Raw genomic sequence first — 16,773 nt, 5'->3', positions numbered from 1 at the left:
TCAGTGGCCGACCCCGAGATAGGTTTTCAAGACCGATGGATCGGCGCGCACCGCATCGATCTCCATCTCAGCCTTGATCTCGCCGTGATCCATGAAGGCGATGCGGCTTGCGACCGGCAGCACCGCATCGATGCGCTGCTCCACCAGCAGTACGCCGACGCCTTCGTCGCGCAGGCGTATCACCACGTCGCGGATGGTGGCGATCATGCTCGGCATCAGGCCTTCCGTCGGCTCGTCCAGCATCAGGATCGTCGGCTCGATGCAGAGCGCGCGGGCAATCGCCAGCATGGTCTGCTCGCCGCCCGACAGCGTGCCGGAGCGCTGCGAAAAGCGTTCGCGAAGGGCCGGAAAATAGGAAAGCGCCCGCTCCAGGGCATGCGGCCCGCTCTTGCGCGTCATCAGCCCGATCTCGAGATTTTCCCGCACGGTGAGTTCGGCAAACAGGCGCCGGCCCTGCGGCACGTAACCGAGCCCCGCCATGGGGATGCGGTTGGCGGGCAGGCCCGTCAGGTCCGCACCATCGAGCACGATCCGCCCCCGCTGAGGCTTCACGATGCCCATGATGGATTTGAGCGCCGTCGTCTTGCCCGCTCCGTTGCGGCCGAGAAGGCAGAGAACCTCACCCGGCGCGACCTTGACCGAGAAGTCGCGCAAGGCCTGGCTTTTTCCGTAATAGGCGTCGAAATTGTCGATCGTCAGCATCACGCCCCCAGATAGGCTTCTTGCACGGCGGCATTGTCGCGGATTTCGGCGGGCGTCCCCTCGGCCAGCAGCTGCCCGCGCGACAGGACCGAAATCCTGTCGGCAAGCGACATCACCACATGCATGTTGTGTTCGATGAGCAGGACCGTGGCGCGGCTGGAAATGTGCCGCACGAGGACGAGGAAGTCCTCGATTTCCGCATCCGACAGTCCTTGCGTCGGCTCGTCCAGGATCAGAAGCTTCGGTTCGAGCGCCAGCCCCATTGCAATTTCCAGAAGTCGCTGATGGCCATAGGCAAGTTCGCCGGCAATTGCATCCGCCCGTGAGGAGAGGCCCACGGCATCGAGTGCAAGCGCCGTTTCCGCTTCGAAATCAAGTGGCGCGCCCCTGTGGCGGTGCGCCCTGCCCTGCACGGCAACACGCACATTCTCCGCCACGGTTTTCGTCGGGTAGATATTGGTGATCTGAAAGGTATAGGCGATGCCGCGCTGCACGCGCTTATAGGCCGGCAGTCGCGTCACGTCTTCGCCGGCAAAGGTGATGGTGCCGCCGGACACGTCGGTGCGGCCGGAGAGCAGGCTGACGAAGGTGGTCTTGCCGGCGCCGTTCGGACCGATGATCGCCCGGATCTCGCCCTCGTAGAGGGTAAAGTCCACCCCGTCGACCGCCTTCAGGCCACCGAAATGGCGCTTCAGGCCGGAGGTCACCAGAAGCGGTGTCAAAGAAGCCATGGCGCCCACCTTTCCCGGACCGTGCCCAGAATGCCCTTCGGAAACCAGAGGATGACGACGATCAGCACCACGCCGATCACCAGCAGGTAAGCGGAGGTGAGTTCGCTGAGCTTATCGATCATCGCGACCATCAGAAGAACACCGAGGAGCGGTCCGATGAGCGTTCCGGCGCCACCGAGCAGCGTAAACAGCAGCGCTTCGATGGAATACTGGAAGGACGCGAAGGTGGAGCCGATATAGCCGAAGAGCAGGCCATAGGCCGCACCCGCTGCCCCCGACATCGCGCCCGAGATGACGAACATTTCGAGCTTGCCGGAAAAGACGTTGAAGCCGAGCATTTCGGTCCGTCCCTCATTGTCGCGGATGGCCGTCGCCACCCGCCCGCGTGCGCTCGCAAGATAGGCAAACAGCAGCACGAGGCAGAGCGCCAGAAGCAGGAAAGCGAGATTGTAACGGGTCACGGCGCTGGACAGATCAAGCGTCCAGCCGAACAGATCGACCGCGCGCGCCGACATCGGCAGCGAAAGTCCCTCCTGTCCGTTCGTCCATTCGGCAAAATAAATCACCATCAGATAGGCGACCTGCGCAAACATCAGCGTGACGATCATGAACGAGACGCGGATGGTGCGCAGCGCAACGGCCCCGATGACGAGCGCCACGACCGCCGAGGCAAGGACGGCAAAGCCGAAGGCGAAAGGCAGGCTCCAGCCGAAATGGTAGACGGTGAGGCCCGCGCCATAGAGGCCGGCGGCAAAGAACATCGCATGGCCGAGGCTCAGGAGACCGATATAGCCAAGCAGGGCATTGAAGCCGAGGGCAAAGACGGCAAGCACCATCATGCGCGTGGCCATCAGCACATGATAATCCGGCAGCACGAATTGCAGGACAAACAGCATCAGAAGGACGCCGGCGTTGAGGACCAGATTGTTGCGGTAGGCCGATTTCGTCATCGCTCCGCCTTTCCAAACAGACCGTTCGGACGAAAGACGAGCACGAGCGCCACGAGAAGCGTCGAGACCATCTTGGCAAGGGTCGGCGAAAACATCACCGACAGGATGCCGTCCGACAGGCCGATCAGGATGGCAGCCACCACCGTACCGGACATGCTGCCGAGTCCGCCGATGATGACGACAATGAAGGAGAGGAGCAGCGGATCGGCCCCCATCAGGTAATGCGCCTGCTGGATCGGCACGACGAGAACGCCGGCAAGCGCTGCCAGTCCGGCGCCGGCGGCAAACACCACGGCCGAGACCCGATCGACGGGAATGCCAAAAGCCTGCGCCGTCTCACGGTCGAACTGGGCCGCGCGCATGATGAGGCCGGCCCTGGTTTTCTGCAGCACGAACCAGATGGCGCCCATGATGACGATGGCCGCGGCAATGACGAACAGCTTGTAGCTGGAATAGCCGAACCACGGGAAGCGGATCGTGTAGTAGAAGGGCGGATCGACGGGCCGCGCATCGGGGCCGTAGACGATCAGCACCGTCTGCTGGAGAATGTAGAGAAGGCCGATGGTGGCAACGATGGTGGCTTCCGGATTGTAGTCGAGCCGCTTCAGGATCAGCCGTTCGCCGGCAAAGGCAATCGCCCCGACAATGACCGGGCTGATGACGAGCGCGACGGCAAAGCCGATGGCCGGATGGCCGGTGACGAGGCTTGCGGCAAACCAGGCGATGACGGCACCGAGCATGACGAATTCGCCGTGGGCGACATTGACCACCCGCATGACACCGAAGACCAGCGACAGGCCGGCCGCCGTGATACACAGCACCGCTGCCTGCACCAGCCCCTCAAGGGTCGCCAGAAAGAGATAAGGCCCAAGAGCCATGGGGAGGCTGCCTTCCTTGCATCAGCGTCCGAACCTGCCTTTCAGCACGCGCCGGACGCAGTTGACCTTGCCTCGCCGGCCCGGTGGCCGGCGAAGTTTGCTTGTCCAGAGAGAGCGCAGATCAGAGGGCCAACTTGGTGTAATCGGCATCCGTATCGTAAAGGCCGTCCTCGATGGAGGTGCGATGCACGACCTTCAGCTTGCCGCCTTCGACCTTGGAAATGTTCTGCGAGCCGAAGACCTGGTGCGTCTTGCCGTTGAACAGCTTTGCGCCCTGCGGATGCTCGCGGCTTTCGGCGATCGTGGAGATGGATTCCATCGCCACCACGAGATCCTTCTTCTGCGCCTCGCCCTTGTAGTTGGCGAGTTCCATGGCCTGCTTGATGACGAAGAGCGTTTCCCAGATCGAGAACATATGGGAATAGGTCGAGATGTCCTTGCCGTCCTTGACGCTGGCGCCATTGGCGTCCACGCCGACCTTTTCGCGGAAGAACTTGTCGAATTCGCTCTGGTTCACCTGGGCATAGCGCGGATAGGCCTCCCAGAAGTAGGAGCCTTCGAGGAAGCCCAACTGCGGCGTGGCAAAATCGACGCCTTCCAGCGAATCGATGAAGCCGAAAATCTCCGGGCGCTTGCTGCCGAGATAATCGCCCAGTTCCTTGACGAAGGTGAGCACCGCCGGGCCGACCATCACGTGATAGATCACCTCCGTCGAGGGCGGGATCTGCGGGAAGTAGCGGGTGAAGGAGGTTTCCGTCGGCGGCACGGCGATCTTGCCGACCACTTCGCCGCCCTGCGCCTTGATGGCGGCGGTGAAGAAATCGCGGTGATCATGGCCGAAATTGTAATCCGGATAGATCATCGTCACCTTCTTGCCGAGGGTGTCGCCGATCCAGGGTGCCATCGAAGTCACCTGCGCCCGTACATCGGTAATGCCCGGCTGGAACGTGTAGCGATTGAGTTTGCCCGCTCCGAGAAGGCTTGCCTCCGAGCAGATGAAATAGGGCAGTTTAAGCTCACCGGCCCGCGGTGCCGCGGCTGCGACGACGTTGGAGAACAGGTGGCCGAATACGGCATCCACCTTGTATTGCGAGGCAAATTTTTCGATCACTTCGGTGCCACGCTTGGGGTCCGTACCATCGTCCTCGACGATGAGTTCGATCTGGCGGCCGTTGATGCCCCCCATCTCGTTCGCCACCTTGACGGCGGCCATGGCCGTGCGCTCATACCAGCGGCCATAGGAGGCGCCGATGCCGGTGCGGTGGATGGGCGCGCCGAGCTTGATCGTGCCGCTCTGGGCAAAGCCCGGCCGAAGCACGGCAGGGCTTGCGAGCACGGCTGCGGCACCGCCTGCGGTTTTGAGAAGATGACGACGCGACAGCGGCAGAAATGTCTTTGAATCCCGATGCATGCTCATTCCCCTTTTTTTATGGATCGATCAGAACAACAAACGGAAGTTTGGATGGTCTGTATCCCCTCACAGACATCCTCATCCCCAAAAGCGCAGGCGTGATATGCGGCGCACGATAGCAAAGACCATTGTCCGCACAAGAAAATAATAGGTCCTCCGATTAGCCTTAGGCCCGGTCGGCGCCTGCCCATGGCAGCGGCCGACAAGGATTTCACGAAGGCCGGTCAGACCGTGGCACGATCCTTCATTCCCTCCCGCAACTGTTTGTTTCTCCTCATGCCTCAACCTGTCCTGCGCGTGCCGCATCGGTTGCCGGCTCATCCAGCACGCCCGCGTCCGACACCACGACACCGAAGAGATCCAGAGCCTCACCGGCCGTATAGCGCTCAAGCCGCACATCGCGCGCCACGGCTGCCGGATCCCGCCGCAGCGGATCGCCATAGCCGCCGCCACCCGGCGTCTGGACCCGCACCCGGTCGCCGGGTTTCAGGGGAATATCCTGCGCTTTTGACAGATGTTCCGGCTCCATGGCGACACCATCGCGCGTGACGGTCACCCGGTTCACCCTGCCGTCGCGCCCGCCAAGCGCCCCCGGCGGGCCGAAGCGCCCGTGATCCATAACGAAGCTTGCCGTTGCGTCACCGCGCCTGAGCTCGATCTCGTAATCCAGTCCGAAGCCGCCCCGATGATAGCCCGCCCCGCCGGAACCCTCGCGCAGTGCATAGCGGTGGTAGAGCACCGGATACTGCTGTTCCATGATCTCCACCGGCGGCGCCTTGGAGATGCCGATGGTGGAGCAGCCGTTCGCCAGTCCGTCATGATCGGCATTGCCACCATAGCCGCCGCCGGAAATCTGGTACATGACATAGCCCTGCCCGCGCTCCGGATCGAAGCCGCCCAGCGCAAAATTGCCGGAACTGCCGGCGGGCGATGCCGTGACGCGATCCGGCAGCGCCTCGACAAGGGCCGCGAATACGGCTTCTGCGATGCGCTGGCTGACTTCCGCCGCACAACCGGAGACGGGGCGCGGATATTGCGCGTCGAGAAACGTGCCCTCTGGCCGCATGACACGAAGCGGCTCGAAGGCGCCGGCCGAAATCGGCACATCGGGAAAGATGTGGCGTATGGCGAGATAAACGGAAGACAGCGTCGTTGCGAGGACGGAGTTCATCGGCCCGCGGCAGGGTTTTGACGAACCGGCAAAATCGAAGGTGAGGCTTGCATCCTTTGCGGTGATCGAGAGGCGGATTTCGAGCGGTTCGTTCACCACCCCGTCGCTGTCGATATAGGCGACCGATCGATAGACGCCCTCCGGGATCAGCCGGATATTGGCGCGCATCTGCTGGCTGGCGCGCAGGCGCAACTCCTCGATGGCCGCCTCCACAACCGCATCGCCATAGCGGTCGAGCAGACGTTCAAGGCGCTTTTCACCGACGAGAAGTGCTGCGGCCTGCGCCTTCACGTCACCGATGCGCTGCTCGGAGACGCGGATGTTGGAGCAGATGATGGCGTAGATTTCCGGGTCGAGCACGCCCTGCTTGAAGAGCCGCACCGGCGGCAGCCGCAGGCCCTCCTGCTCGACGGAGGTGGCAGACGCCGAAAACCCACCCGGCACGGCGCCGCCCGTATCCGGCCAATGGCCGGTATTGGAGAGCCAGCAGAAAATCCTGCCATTGCGATAGACCGGCATGGCAAAGCGCACATCCATCAGATGCGTGCCACCGAGATAGGGATCGTTGACGATATAGATATCACCAGGCTGCGGGGCTGCCGCCGTGCCGGCGGCGATCATCTCGATCAGCACCCGCGTCGAATATTGCATCGTGCCGACAAACACCGGAAGCCCGGTTGAGCCTTGCGCAATCAGCGCGCCATCGAAGGCGGAATAGATGCCATCTGAGCGGTCATTCGCCTCGGCAATCACAGGCGAGAAGGCGGCGCGCGAAAACGACAGGTCCATCTCGTCACAGACCTGCTGCAGGCCGGACTGGATGACGGAGAGCGTGATCGGATCGATCTGCATGGGATCAGCCTTTGACCGTGATGATGAGATTGCCGTCGCGGTCCTGGGCGGCGCTGTCGCCCGGTTCGAGAAGGATGGTCGTATCCATCTGCTCGACAATCGCCGGCCCGGCGATCACCGCATCCAGAGGCAGATGATCGCGCCAGTAGACGGGCGTTTCGACAAATCCATCGAACCAGACGCTGCGCGTTCCGGTCTGCGCATCCTCAAGCCGCGCCCGGCGTCCGGCGGGATCGATCAGGGCCGAGAGGTCGATCTCCTCGCGCTCGCCGATGACGGAGGTGTTGACGTTGACGAGATTGGCGCGAATTTCCGGCAGTTCGACGTGGAAGCGGGCGAAATAGGCCTCTTCAAAACGCCGCTGCAGGTCTTCCCGGCTCGGCACTCCATCTGGAAGCGCCACGCGCAGCACATGCGTCTGGCCGATGAACTGCATGTCGACGGAGCGGATTTCGCGGATACGCCGCACGCTCACCGCCTCTTTGCCGATGAGATTTCGCCCGTCGGCGCTCTGGCGGGCAAAGATGGCATGCACGGCATCGAGATCGACGCTTGCGAGCGGCCGGTTCACGGTCTGCACGAAGTCATGTCGCAGGTCTGCCACGACGCAGCCGAGTGCATTGGTGATGCCGGGCCGCGACGGCACCAGCACCCTGGGGATGCCAAGCTCGCGCGCGATGGCCGAGGCATGCAGCGGCCCTGCACCGCCAAAGGCAAAAAGGGCAAAATCGCGCGGGTCCTCGCCAAGGCTCACCGACACCATGCGCACCGCATCGGACATGCGGGCATTGGCGATGCGGATGACGGCCGCCGCCGCTTCGATCGCATCAAGCCCGAGCGGCGCACCGATGGTGGCGCCGAAGATATCCTTGACATCCTGAAGGGTGACGCCACCCGGTACGGTTGCAAGCCGGGCGGGGTTGAGACGCCCGAGCAGCAGATTGGCATCCGAAATCGTCGGCTTTTCACCGCCGCGCCCATAGCAGATCGGACCGGGGGTCGCACCGGCACTCTGCGGCCCCACCTGCAACAGGCCGGCCGCCGTAATGCTCGCAATCGAGCCGCCCCCCGCGCCGACGGTGCGCACATCCACCATCGGCACATGGATCGGCATGGCATATTCCACCTCGATCTCGTTGGAGACCGTCGGCTCGGCATTGCGGATCAGCGCCACATCCGTCGAGGTGCCCCCCATGTCATAGGTGATGAGGTTGCCCATGCCGGCGCGCCGTCCGGTATAGGCGGCCGCCATGACGCCCGAGGCGGGGCCGGACATGACCGTCTTTGCCGCCTCGTTTGCCACATGGCGGGCAGAGACCATGCCGCCATTGCCGTTCATGACAAGCACGTCATGCCGGTACCCGCGTGCCGCCAGCGTATCGGCCAGCCGTTCTACATAGCGCCGCAGCAGCGGCTGTACGGAAGCGTTGACGGCAGCGGTGACGCCCCGCTCATATTCCCGGCTTTCCGATAAAAGCGCATGGCCAAGCGTGATATTGCCGTTCGGCCAGATGTCTTTCGCGATCTCGCCGGCGCGGATCTCGTGGGCGGGATTGGCATAGGCGTGCAGGAAATGGATGACCAGCGCCTCGCAGTCCTCCTCGATCAGTCGCGTGACAGCAGCGCGAAGCGCATCCTCGTCAAGCGCCGTCACCACGTTGCCGCGCGCATCCATCCGCTCAGGCACTTCAAGGCGCAGGTCACGCGCAATGATCGGGTGAAACTCGCCCTTCATGCCATAGGCCTGCGGGCGCGTGCGCCGGCCAAGCTCCAGCACATCGCGAAAGCCAAGCGTGGTGATGAGGCCGGTGCGACAGAGCTGGCGCTCCAGCACCGCATTGGTGGTGGTCGTGGTGCCGTGAACGATGAGATCGAGAGCCGCGATATCGGCGTTCGCCGCATCCAGCGCATGGATGACGCCGAAGGCCTGATTGTCGAGGGTGGTCGGAACCTTGGCCAGCCGCACTGTGCCGTGGGCGGCGTCAAACAGCACCAGATCGGTAAATGTGCCCCCGACATCGATGCCGGCGACAACCGATTGACGTGCGGGTGCATTCCGGGAGTCATCCCCCCGGGGCAAGTGCTGAGACACGGCTGTTCCTCGTTATTTTTATCGTTTGTATACGAACGAGTTAAAGCCGCTTTTTGCTGCCTGTCAAGCTGCAAGACCGACAACCAAAACGACGAAGGCCGCTGCATCGGCAGCGGCCTTCGAACGCGATCCGGTCTGCTCCCGGCGCTCAGGCAACCTGCACCAGATGCCCGTCGGACACCTCGCGATACTGCCGCACCGGCGGCTTGAAACCGACAGGACGGACGGGGCTCTTCAGCTCGTCATTGGAAATGCCGCGGCGGATACCGCGACGGGCGGGATCCGGCACTGGCACCGCCGCCATCAGCTTCTTCGTATAAGGATGCTGCGGATTTTCGAAGACGGCGGCGCGCGGGCCGATCTCGACGATCTCGCCGAGATACATCACGGCGACCCGGTGGCTGACGCGTTCCACGACCGCCATATCATGACTGATGAACAGGAAGGCGAGATCGAGGCTTTCCTGCAGGTCGAGCAGCAGATTGCAGACCTGCGCCTTGATCGACACGTCGAGCGCCGACACGCTTTCATCCGCGACGATCACCTTGGGATCGAGCGACAATGCGCGGGCAATGGCAATGCGCTGGCGCTGGCCACCGGAAAACTCGTGCGGAAAACGCCCCATGATATCGCCGGACAGGCCGACGCGATCCAGCAGATAGGCCGCCTTTTCACGCGCTTCTGCCCGGTTGCCGAGACGATGCTTCAGAAAGGGTTCGGCAATCGCCTGCCCCACGTTCATGCGCGGGTTGAGGCTGGAGAACGGGTCCTGAAAGATCATCTGGATGCTTTTGCGCATCCGCTGCAGTTCCATCGAACCGAGACCGCGCACGTTATACCCATCGAGCTGGATCTCACCGGAGGTCGGCTCGATCAGCCGCATGATGGAGCGCCCGGTGGTGGATTTGCCGCAGCCGGATTCCCCCACCAGCGACAGGGTTTCGCCCTGGCGCAAGTCAAACGAGACGTTTTCGACCGCGTGGATCGCACCGGTCTGGCGGCTGAAAAGGCCCGAGCGCACCGGAAACCGCGTCACAAGGTTCTTCACCTCGAGGATAGGCTGCTGGGTGGACACGGTTCCCTTGCTTTCGACAGGCGCCACCGAAATCCCGGTCTTCGTATCGACCACCGGAAAGCGCAAGGGTGCCGTGCGGCCTTCCATAGAGCCGAGTTTCGGTACCGCCGACAGAAGTGCGCGGGTATAAGGATGCTCGCCGTGGTGAAAAATTTCGGAGGTCGGGCCGGTTTCCACCGCGTCGCCACGGAACATCACCACGGTGCGGTCGGCAATCTCGGCCACCACGCCCATGTCGTGCGTGATGAAGAGAACCGCCATCCCCTCCTCGTCCTGCAATTCCTTGATGAGGTCGAGGATCTGGCCCTGGATGGTGACGTCCAGCGCCGTCGTCGGCTCATCGGCGATCAACAGTTTCGGACGCGAGGCAAGCGCCATGGCGATCATCACGCGCTGGCGCATGCCGCCGGAAAACTGGTGCGGATATTCGTCGAAACGGGTGTTGGCGTTGGGGATGCGCACCCGCTCCAGCATGCGGATGGTTTCCGCCCGCGCCTGCGTCGCCGTCATCCCCTTGTGGCGCGTCAGCACCTCGGAAATTTGCCGGCCGATGGTGAAGATCGGGTTGAGCGAGGTCATCGGCTCCTGAAAAATCATCGAGACCTCGTTGCCGCGCACCGCCCGCATTTCTTTTTCAGAGAGCGCCAGCAGGTTGCGGCCGTTGAGGATCACCTCCCCCTCGATGCGGCTCGAGCCTTCCGCCAGAAGCCGCATGATCGACAGCGACGTCACGCTCTTACCCGAGCCGGATTCGCCGACGATGGCCAACGTCTCTCCGGCAGAGACGTCGAAGGACACGTTTCTCACCACCGGTTTCCAGCCGCCATCGGCACGGAAGGCAGTGGTGAGGTTGCGCACGGAAAGGATCGGTTCTGCGGTCATGACGGGTTCCAGGGCGTGGCAAAGGACGCGCTGTCGCGGCCGCTCGCGATGCGTTCGGCCTCCAGCTTTGCGATCTTGCGGTCGATTTCGCTGCGGTCGATCAGGCCATGCGGATTATCCCGCGTCGGCATGGTCTCGGCCACGTGGATGTAGCGCTCCTGCGCCACATTATAGAGCCGCCAGAGTTCTTCCAGCGGATCGGGATGGTCGTCGGCGCGAAGGCTAAGCCAGGCGTAATCCTGATCGCGGTAGATGGTCAGCGCCGCAGACTGCTTGCCGCGCTTGTCGCCGCCGGCCGCTTCGCCCGCCTCCATGGCGCCGAGCAACCGCTCGGCAAAAGGCGCGCTGGCCAGATCCTTATAGGCGGCCAGCGTCTTTTCGATCACCTGCGGCCCCGCCAGCATATTGCCGGCAACCGAGACATTGTCCTCAATGAGATGGCCGGCCCAATCGATGCATTTGGCGCCGGTGAAGACGGCATTGCGGCCGGTTGCATCGATGAGGTGCAACTGCCGCTGCTGGGCGCCGTCGTCGCGCGCCGTGAGCGTATCGATGATCTCTTGCGGGCTTTTGCCTTGCCCGAGCATCGCAAGCCCATCCGTTCCATAGAGCGGGCTCACAAAGGCTTGCGTGGCGACGGCACCGACGCCGCCGCGCATATAGGGAACGGCCGAACCAACGGCAAAGAAGCGGCTGGCAACGGCAATGCCGAGATGGCCGGTTTCAGGATCGCGTGCAACAATGGACCAGGTCATGGCTCAGCGCCCCACAGCATAGGCTTGCATCAGGCGCGGCGTGGCGGCGGCCCGCAGCAATCCGTCCGCATCCCGGCGCGCCGCCGTCAGGCGTCCTACCGTCCAGTTGTCGGCAACCGTCACCTGATGGCCGCGACGGCGAAGGTCGGCAATGGTCGCTTCGCCAAAGCCTGCTTCCACCATGATATGGCCGGGCTCGGACGTGCGCGGATAAAACGAGCCGGGGAAATGCGTGGTGTGGAACAGCGGAGCATCAATGGAGGCCTGCAGGTTCTTGCCGTGATGGACATAACGCAGGAAGAAGGGCAGCTGCCACTGATCCTGCTGGTCACCGCCGGGCGTGCCGAAGGCAAGCGTCGGGCGGCCCTGGTGGAGGGCAAGCGAGGGGGTCAGCGTCGTGCGCGGGCGTTTACCCGGCGCAAGCGAGGTCGGCAGACCGTCCTTCAGCCAGAACATCTGCGCACGCGAGTTCAGTGCGAAGCCGAGGCCGGGCACGATCGGCGAGGATTGCAGCCAGCCGCCCGACGGCGTGGTGGACACCATATTGCCCCAGCGGTCGATGACGTCGATATGGACGGTATCGCCCTTTTTTTCGGTGAGATGCGACATGGTCGGTTCATAGACCGCGCCCTTGCCGGAAAATTCGGCGAGCATCGCCATGGTCGCATCGCGCTGATGCTCGTATCCGGGCACGGTACCAGGGCGCAGTTCCATGGAAGCGTCCGCCCCCATCAGCTTGCGACGCTCATTGTTGTAGCCATCCGACAGCAGCGTATCCGTCGGGATCTGGCCGAAATCCGGGTCGCCGTAATAGACCTCACGGTCGGCATAAGCGAGCTTCATCGCTTCCACCACATGGTGTACGAAATCCGGGCCGGTCGGGTCCATCGCGGCAAGGTCAAAGCCTTTCAGCAGGGCAAGCGACTGCAACAGGACCGGCCCCTGCCCCCAGGCCGGGGTCTTGGCGACCGTCCAGTCGTTATAATCAAAGGTCTGCGGCGCCTCGATGGTGGCGCTCCAGTTTGCCATGTCGTCTGCCGTCAGCACACCCTTGTGGCGGATACCGCTTGCATCCATCACTTCGGCGGTCTTCAGGTAGGTGTCGATGCTCTCCGCCACGAAGCCGCGATAGAAGGCATCGCGCGCGGCCTCGACCTGCTCTTCGCGGCCAGATTTCGCTTCCGATTCGGCAATGATGCGTTTCCACGTCTCAGCAAGAACCGGGTTCTTGAAGTTCGAATGCGGCTCCGGCGCAGAACCGCCGGGGAGCCAGGTCTCATGCGAGGTCGGCCATTCCTTGGCAAAGAAATCTGCCAGCCCCTTGATGGTGGCCGACACGCGCGGCAGCACCGGATGGCCATGCTCGGCATAATAGATCGCAGGCTCCAGCACCTCGCGCACGGACATCGTGCCGTAGTCGCGCAGCATCAGCATCCAGCCGTCGAAGGCGCCAGGAATGACGGTGGAGAGCAACCCGTCGCCGGGGATGAGTTTTAAGCCTTCCGATGTGTAATGCTCGATGGTGGCGCCGGCGGGAGCCGGGCCCTGCGCACAGATCACCTCAACCTTGTCGGTCTTCTTCGAATAGATGATCGCGGGCATATCGCCGCCGGGACCACAGAGATGCGGCTCGACGATCTGCAGCACGAAGCCGGTGGCGACGGCTGCATCAAAGGCATTGCCGCCCTTTTCCAGAATGCTCATGCCGACGGCGGAGGCAATCCAGTGAGTGGAGGTGACGACACCGAATGTGCCGAGAATTTCGGGCCGGGTGGTAAAGTCAGTCATGTCTCTTGCCTTTGACTATCAATGTTCGCGCGGGTCGAGCGCATCGCGCAGCCCGTCGCCCAAAAGGTTGAAGCCGATCACTACGAGGAAGATCGCAGCCCCCGGCCACATGGCCATCCAGGGCGCCTGGGACAGAAAGTTCTTCGCCACGTTCAGCATCGAGCCCCAGCTGGCCGCCGGCGGCTGCTGGCCAAGGCCGAGAAAGGAGAGGCTTGCTTCGGCGATAATGGCAGTCGCAATGGTGAGCGTCGCCTGCACGATGATCGGCGCGGTCACGTTGGGCAGGATGTAGCGCACCATGATATCCATGTGTCCGAGGCCGACGGAACGGGCGCCTTCGACATATTCCTCCTGCTTGACCGACAGCACCTGACCGCGCGTCAGCCGCACGAAGATCGGCATGGCGGAAAGCCCGATTGCGATCATCGCATTGGTGAGGCTTGGGCCGAGGAAGGCGGCGAGCGCAATGGCCATGATGAGGAAGGGCATGGCCAGAAGCGCTTCGGTGATGCGCGAGATGACAAGATCCACCCAGCCACCGAAATAACCGGCAAGAATGCCGAAGGGCACGCCGATGCCAACGGCAAGCGCCACGGAAAAGACGCCGGCCATGAGGGACGCCTGCGCGCCCCAGATCATGCGCGAGAGAATGTCGCGGCCGAGATCATCGGTGCCGAGCCAATGGGCGGCAGACGGAGCCTTGCGGATGGCAGACCAGCTTGTCGCCACCGGATCAGGAATGGGCAGGATGGGGGCCGCAGCGGCAAGGATCACGAAAAACAGGATGATGACGAGGCCGGCCAGCGCACTGCGGCTCGCCTTCAACTTCTCCCAGGCGCGACTTTTCTCGCGTTTGGCGGTGAGCGGCGCCTGTTCGATCATGGTCATAGGCTTGCCCTCAGACGCGGATTGAGGAGAACATAGAGAATGTCGGCAATGAGGTTCATCAGGATGAAGCCGACGGCGGTGCACATGACGACGCCCTGCACCACGGCGTAATCCCGGTTGAACACCGCATCGACGATCAGCTTGCCGAAGCCCGGAATGGTAAAGATCTGTTCGGTGAGCACCGCACCCGCCAGCAATTCGCCAAACAGCAGCGCCGTCAGCGTGATGACCGGCAGAAGCGCATTGCGAAAGCTGTGGCTGAGGATCACGTCGCGCGGCGACAGGCCCTTCGCACGGGCGGTACGGATATAATCAGCCGAGAGCACGCCGAGCATGGCCGAGCGCGTATGGCGCATCAGGGTGGCGGCAAGTGCCGTGCCGAGCACGAAGGACGGCATGATCATCGTCTGCAGCGAACGCACCGGATCGACGAAGATCGATTCGAAACCGGAGGCCGGCAGCCAGCCGAGATTGACCGAAACGAGAAGGATCAGCATGATGCCGAGCCAGAAATTCGGCACCGACAGGCCAGATAGCGCCACAAGGCTTGCGACGTAATCCAGCACCGTGTTTTTCTTCACCGCCGCCAGAATGCCCATGGGCACGCCGATCACGAAGGCAAAGATCATCGACATGATCGCAAGCTGGATGGTGACCGGCAGTTTCTGCGCAATCAGTTCCGTCACCGGCTGGTTGGTGCGCAGCGAAATGCCGAGATCACCGGTCAAAACGCCGCCGATCCAGGTGACATATTGCACGGGGATCGGGTCGTTCAGACGGTATTTTTCCCGCAGCAGTTCCAGAACCGCCGGATCGCGCTCCTCGCCGGCCATGGCAAGGATGGGATCGCCGGGCAGAAGCTTCTGCAGCGAAAACACGAAGATGGAGATGATCAGCAGGGTCGGGATCGCGACCAGCAGACGTTTTCCGATATAGACAGGCATCAAGGCCATCCTTCACGGGGACTGGGTGGGATGGAGGGCGCCGCAGGCTGAACTCCGCGACGCCCGGAAGGCCGTTCGGCCTCCCTCTTGTCTTTCACTTTAAGGCGATCAGCCCTTCTTCAGGCCGACGAGGCGGATCATGCCGTCCGGCGAGGCGGTGAAACCGGTGACCGACTTCTTCATCGCCCAGATCCACGACTGGTGGCCGAGATAGATGATCGGCATGTCGTCGTTGAGGATGACGCTTGCCGCATCATACTTTTCCTTGCGCACGGCATCGTCCGTCGAGGCACGCGCCTCGTTCAGCAGTTCGTCCACCTTCGGGTTGCAATATTTGGTATCGTTGATGCCGCCCTTGCAGGTGATGAACTGGTGGATATTGCCATCGGGATCGACACGGCCCGACCAGTCGGAGCGCGACAGCTGGTAATTGCCGCGCGTCTGCTCATCGAGCAGCGTGGCAAATTCGGTGGACTTCAGCTGCACGTCGAAACCGGCTTCCGCCACCATCGACTGCACCACCTGCATCATCTGCTGGGCGACGGGGTTGTTGGGGATCTGCATCTCCACGGGTACGCGATCAAAACCGGCTGCCTTCACGAGCGCCTTTGCCTTGTCCACATCGCGGGCCGGAACGGGAAGAGCCTTGTTGAACCAGGGGCTGTTCGGGGGGAACGGCTGGTTGCCGCCGACGGCCGTGCCTTCATAGACGATCTGGTTCAGCGCATCGCGGTCGATGGCGAGCGAAAAGGCCTGGCGCAGGCGCTTGTCCTTGCCGAACGGGTTGTCGGCGCGCGGGCCGTTGCCGATATTGGCGTAAAGCGCCATGTAGCCGATGTTGACGACGTCGGCATAGGTGAGCTTGCTGTCGGACTTGACGGCCGCCGCATCGGTCGGTGCCAATCGCTCGATGAAATCGAGGTCACCCGACTGCAGGTTGGCAAGCCGCACGGTCGAATCCGGGATCGGCAGGTAGGTCACCTTGTCGATGAAGACATTGTCCTTGTTCCAGTAATCGGCGAACTTCTGAAGGACGATACGGTCCTGCTGCACGCGCTCGACGAACTTGAACGGACCGGCGCAGACCGGCTTGGAGCCGAAATTGGCGCCGAGTTCCTTGGCAGCCTTCGGCGAGACGATCATGCCGGCGCGGTCCGACAGCTGGGCGAGAAGCGTCACGTCAGGCTTCTTCAGGGTGAACTTCACCTCAAGCGGCCCGGTCGCCTCGACCTTTTCGACGGAGGACAGCTCGCTCTTGCGGCGCGATTCGGGAAGCGTCAGGTTACGCTCGATAGTGGCAACGACGGCTGCGGCATCCATCAGCGTCTCGTCATGGAATTTGACGCCGTCGCGCAGCTTCATGGTCAGAACCTTGCCGCCTTCCGACCAGGCCCATTCGGTCGCAAGCTGCGGCACGATCTTCAGGTCCGGCGAGACATCCACCAGCTTGTCGCACATGGCGGTATAGACGATGCGGCCAACGAAGGTGCGCGACTGCGCGGGGTCCAGCACGTCGGCATCGTCCTGCAGGCCGATCTTCAGCTCGACGGCGGCAGCTGGCAGCGCTGTCAGCGCGGTGAAGGCAAGCGCCGTGGTAAGGCGCAGAAAACGGGACATGGTCATTCTCCTCTGATCCATTGCAATGGGTTTCTGG

The 16,773-nt window shown here is 62.7% G+C and carries 13 protein-coding genes; all 13 read right to left on the bottom strand.

Annotated elements, in window-relative coordinates:
• On the bottom strand, positions 1–702 hold the full coding sequence (locus J2858_RS10170) for an ABC transporter ATP-binding protein (RefSeq protein ID WP_210104671.1): 702 nt from the start codon (positions 700–702) through the stop codon (positions 1–3).
• Positions 702–1,424: an ABC transporter ATP-binding protein gene (locus J2858_RS10165; protein ID WP_210104726.1), complete on the bottom strand. Its 723-nt coding sequence runs from the start codon at positions 1,422–1,424 to the stop codon at positions 702–704. The genes J2858_RS10170 and J2858_RS10165 overlap by 1 nt, the downstream gene beginning before the upstream one ends.
• Positions 1,421–2,383: a branched-chain amino acid ABC transporter permease gene (locus J2858_RS10160; RefSeq protein ID WP_210104670.1), complete on the bottom strand. Its 963-nt coding sequence runs from the start codon at positions 2,381–2,383 to the stop codon at positions 1,421–1,423. The genes J2858_RS10165 and J2858_RS10160 overlap by 4 nt, the downstream gene beginning before the upstream one ends.
• A complete protein-coding gene (locus J2858_RS10155; protein WP_210104669.1) occupies positions 2,380–3,261 on the bottom strand; it encodes a branched-chain amino acid ABC transporter permease in 882 nt (293 codons plus the stop codon). Before J2858_RS10155 ends, J2858_RS10160 begins: the two co-directional genes overlap by 4 nt.
• A 121-nt stretch (positions 3,262–3,382) precedes the next feature.
• A complete protein-coding gene (locus J2858_RS10150; protein ID WP_210104668.1) occupies positions 3,383–4,672 on the bottom strand; it encodes an ABC transporter substrate-binding protein in 1,290 nt (429 codons plus the stop codon).
• A 274-nt stretch (positions 4,673–4,946) separates the two neighbouring features.
• Positions 4,947–6,695: a hydantoinase B/oxoprolinase family protein gene (locus J2858_RS10145; RefSeq protein WP_210104667.1), complete on the bottom strand. Its 1,749-nt coding sequence runs from the start codon at positions 6,693–6,695 to the stop codon at positions 4,947–4,949.
• Between the two features lie 4 nt (positions 6,696–6,699).
• The gene (locus J2858_RS10140; RefSeq protein WP_348635469.1) at positions 6,700–8,787 is read right to left on the bottom strand and encodes a hydantoinase/oxoprolinase family protein; all 2,088 of its coding nucleotides are present in this window, start codon (positions 8,785–8,787) and stop codon (positions 6,700–6,702) included.
• A gap of 148 nt (positions 8,788–8,935) precedes the next feature.
• On the bottom strand, positions 8,936–10,744 hold the full coding sequence (locus tag J2858_RS10135) for an ABC transporter ATP-binding protein (RefSeq protein ID WP_210104666.1): 1,809 nt from the start codon (positions 10,742–10,744) through the stop codon (positions 8,936–8,938).
• Positions 10,741–11,499, bottom strand: coding sequence for a DUF1028 domain-containing protein (locus tag J2858_RS10130; RefSeq protein WP_210104665.1), 759 nt, complete (start codon positions 11,497–11,499; stop codon positions 10,741–10,743). Before J2858_RS10130 ends, J2858_RS10135 begins: the two co-directional genes overlap by 4 nt.
• Positions 11,500–11,502: 3 nt before the next feature.
• Positions 11,503–13,287: a gamma-glutamyltransferase family protein gene (locus J2858_RS10125; RefSeq protein ID WP_210104664.1), complete on the bottom strand. Its 1,785-nt coding sequence runs from the start codon at positions 13,285–13,287 to the stop codon at positions 11,503–11,505.
• A gap of 18 nt (positions 13,288–13,305) precedes the next feature.
• A complete protein-coding gene (locus J2858_RS10120; protein ID WP_210104663.1) occupies positions 13,306–14,175 on the bottom strand; it encodes an ABC transporter permease in 870 nt (289 codons plus the stop codon).
• On the bottom strand, positions 14,172–15,119 hold the full coding sequence (locus tag J2858_RS10115; RefSeq protein ID WP_210104662.1) for an ABC transporter permease: 948 nt from the start codon (positions 15,117–15,119) through the stop codon (positions 14,172–14,174). The genes J2858_RS10120 and J2858_RS10115 overlap by 4 nt, the downstream gene beginning before the upstream one ends.
• A gap of 108 nt (positions 15,120–15,227) precedes the next feature.
• Positions 15,228–16,736 (bottom strand): ABC transporter substrate-binding protein, encoded by a 1,509-nt coding sequence (locus tag J2858_RS10110; protein ID WP_245365697.1) that lies wholly within the window; start codon positions 16,734–16,736, stop codon positions 15,228–15,230.
• Between the last annotated feature and the right edge of the window lie 37 nt (positions 16,737–16,773).

It is taken from the genome of Neorhizobium galegae (assembly GCF_017877135.1).
Classification (GTDB): Bacteria; Pseudomonadota; Alphaproteobacteria; order Rhizobiales; family Rhizobiaceae; genus Neorhizobium; species Neorhizobium galegae_A.
The sequence above is the reverse complement of the archived record's forward strand: the minus strand, read 5'-3'. Positions and strand labels throughout refer to the sequence as shown.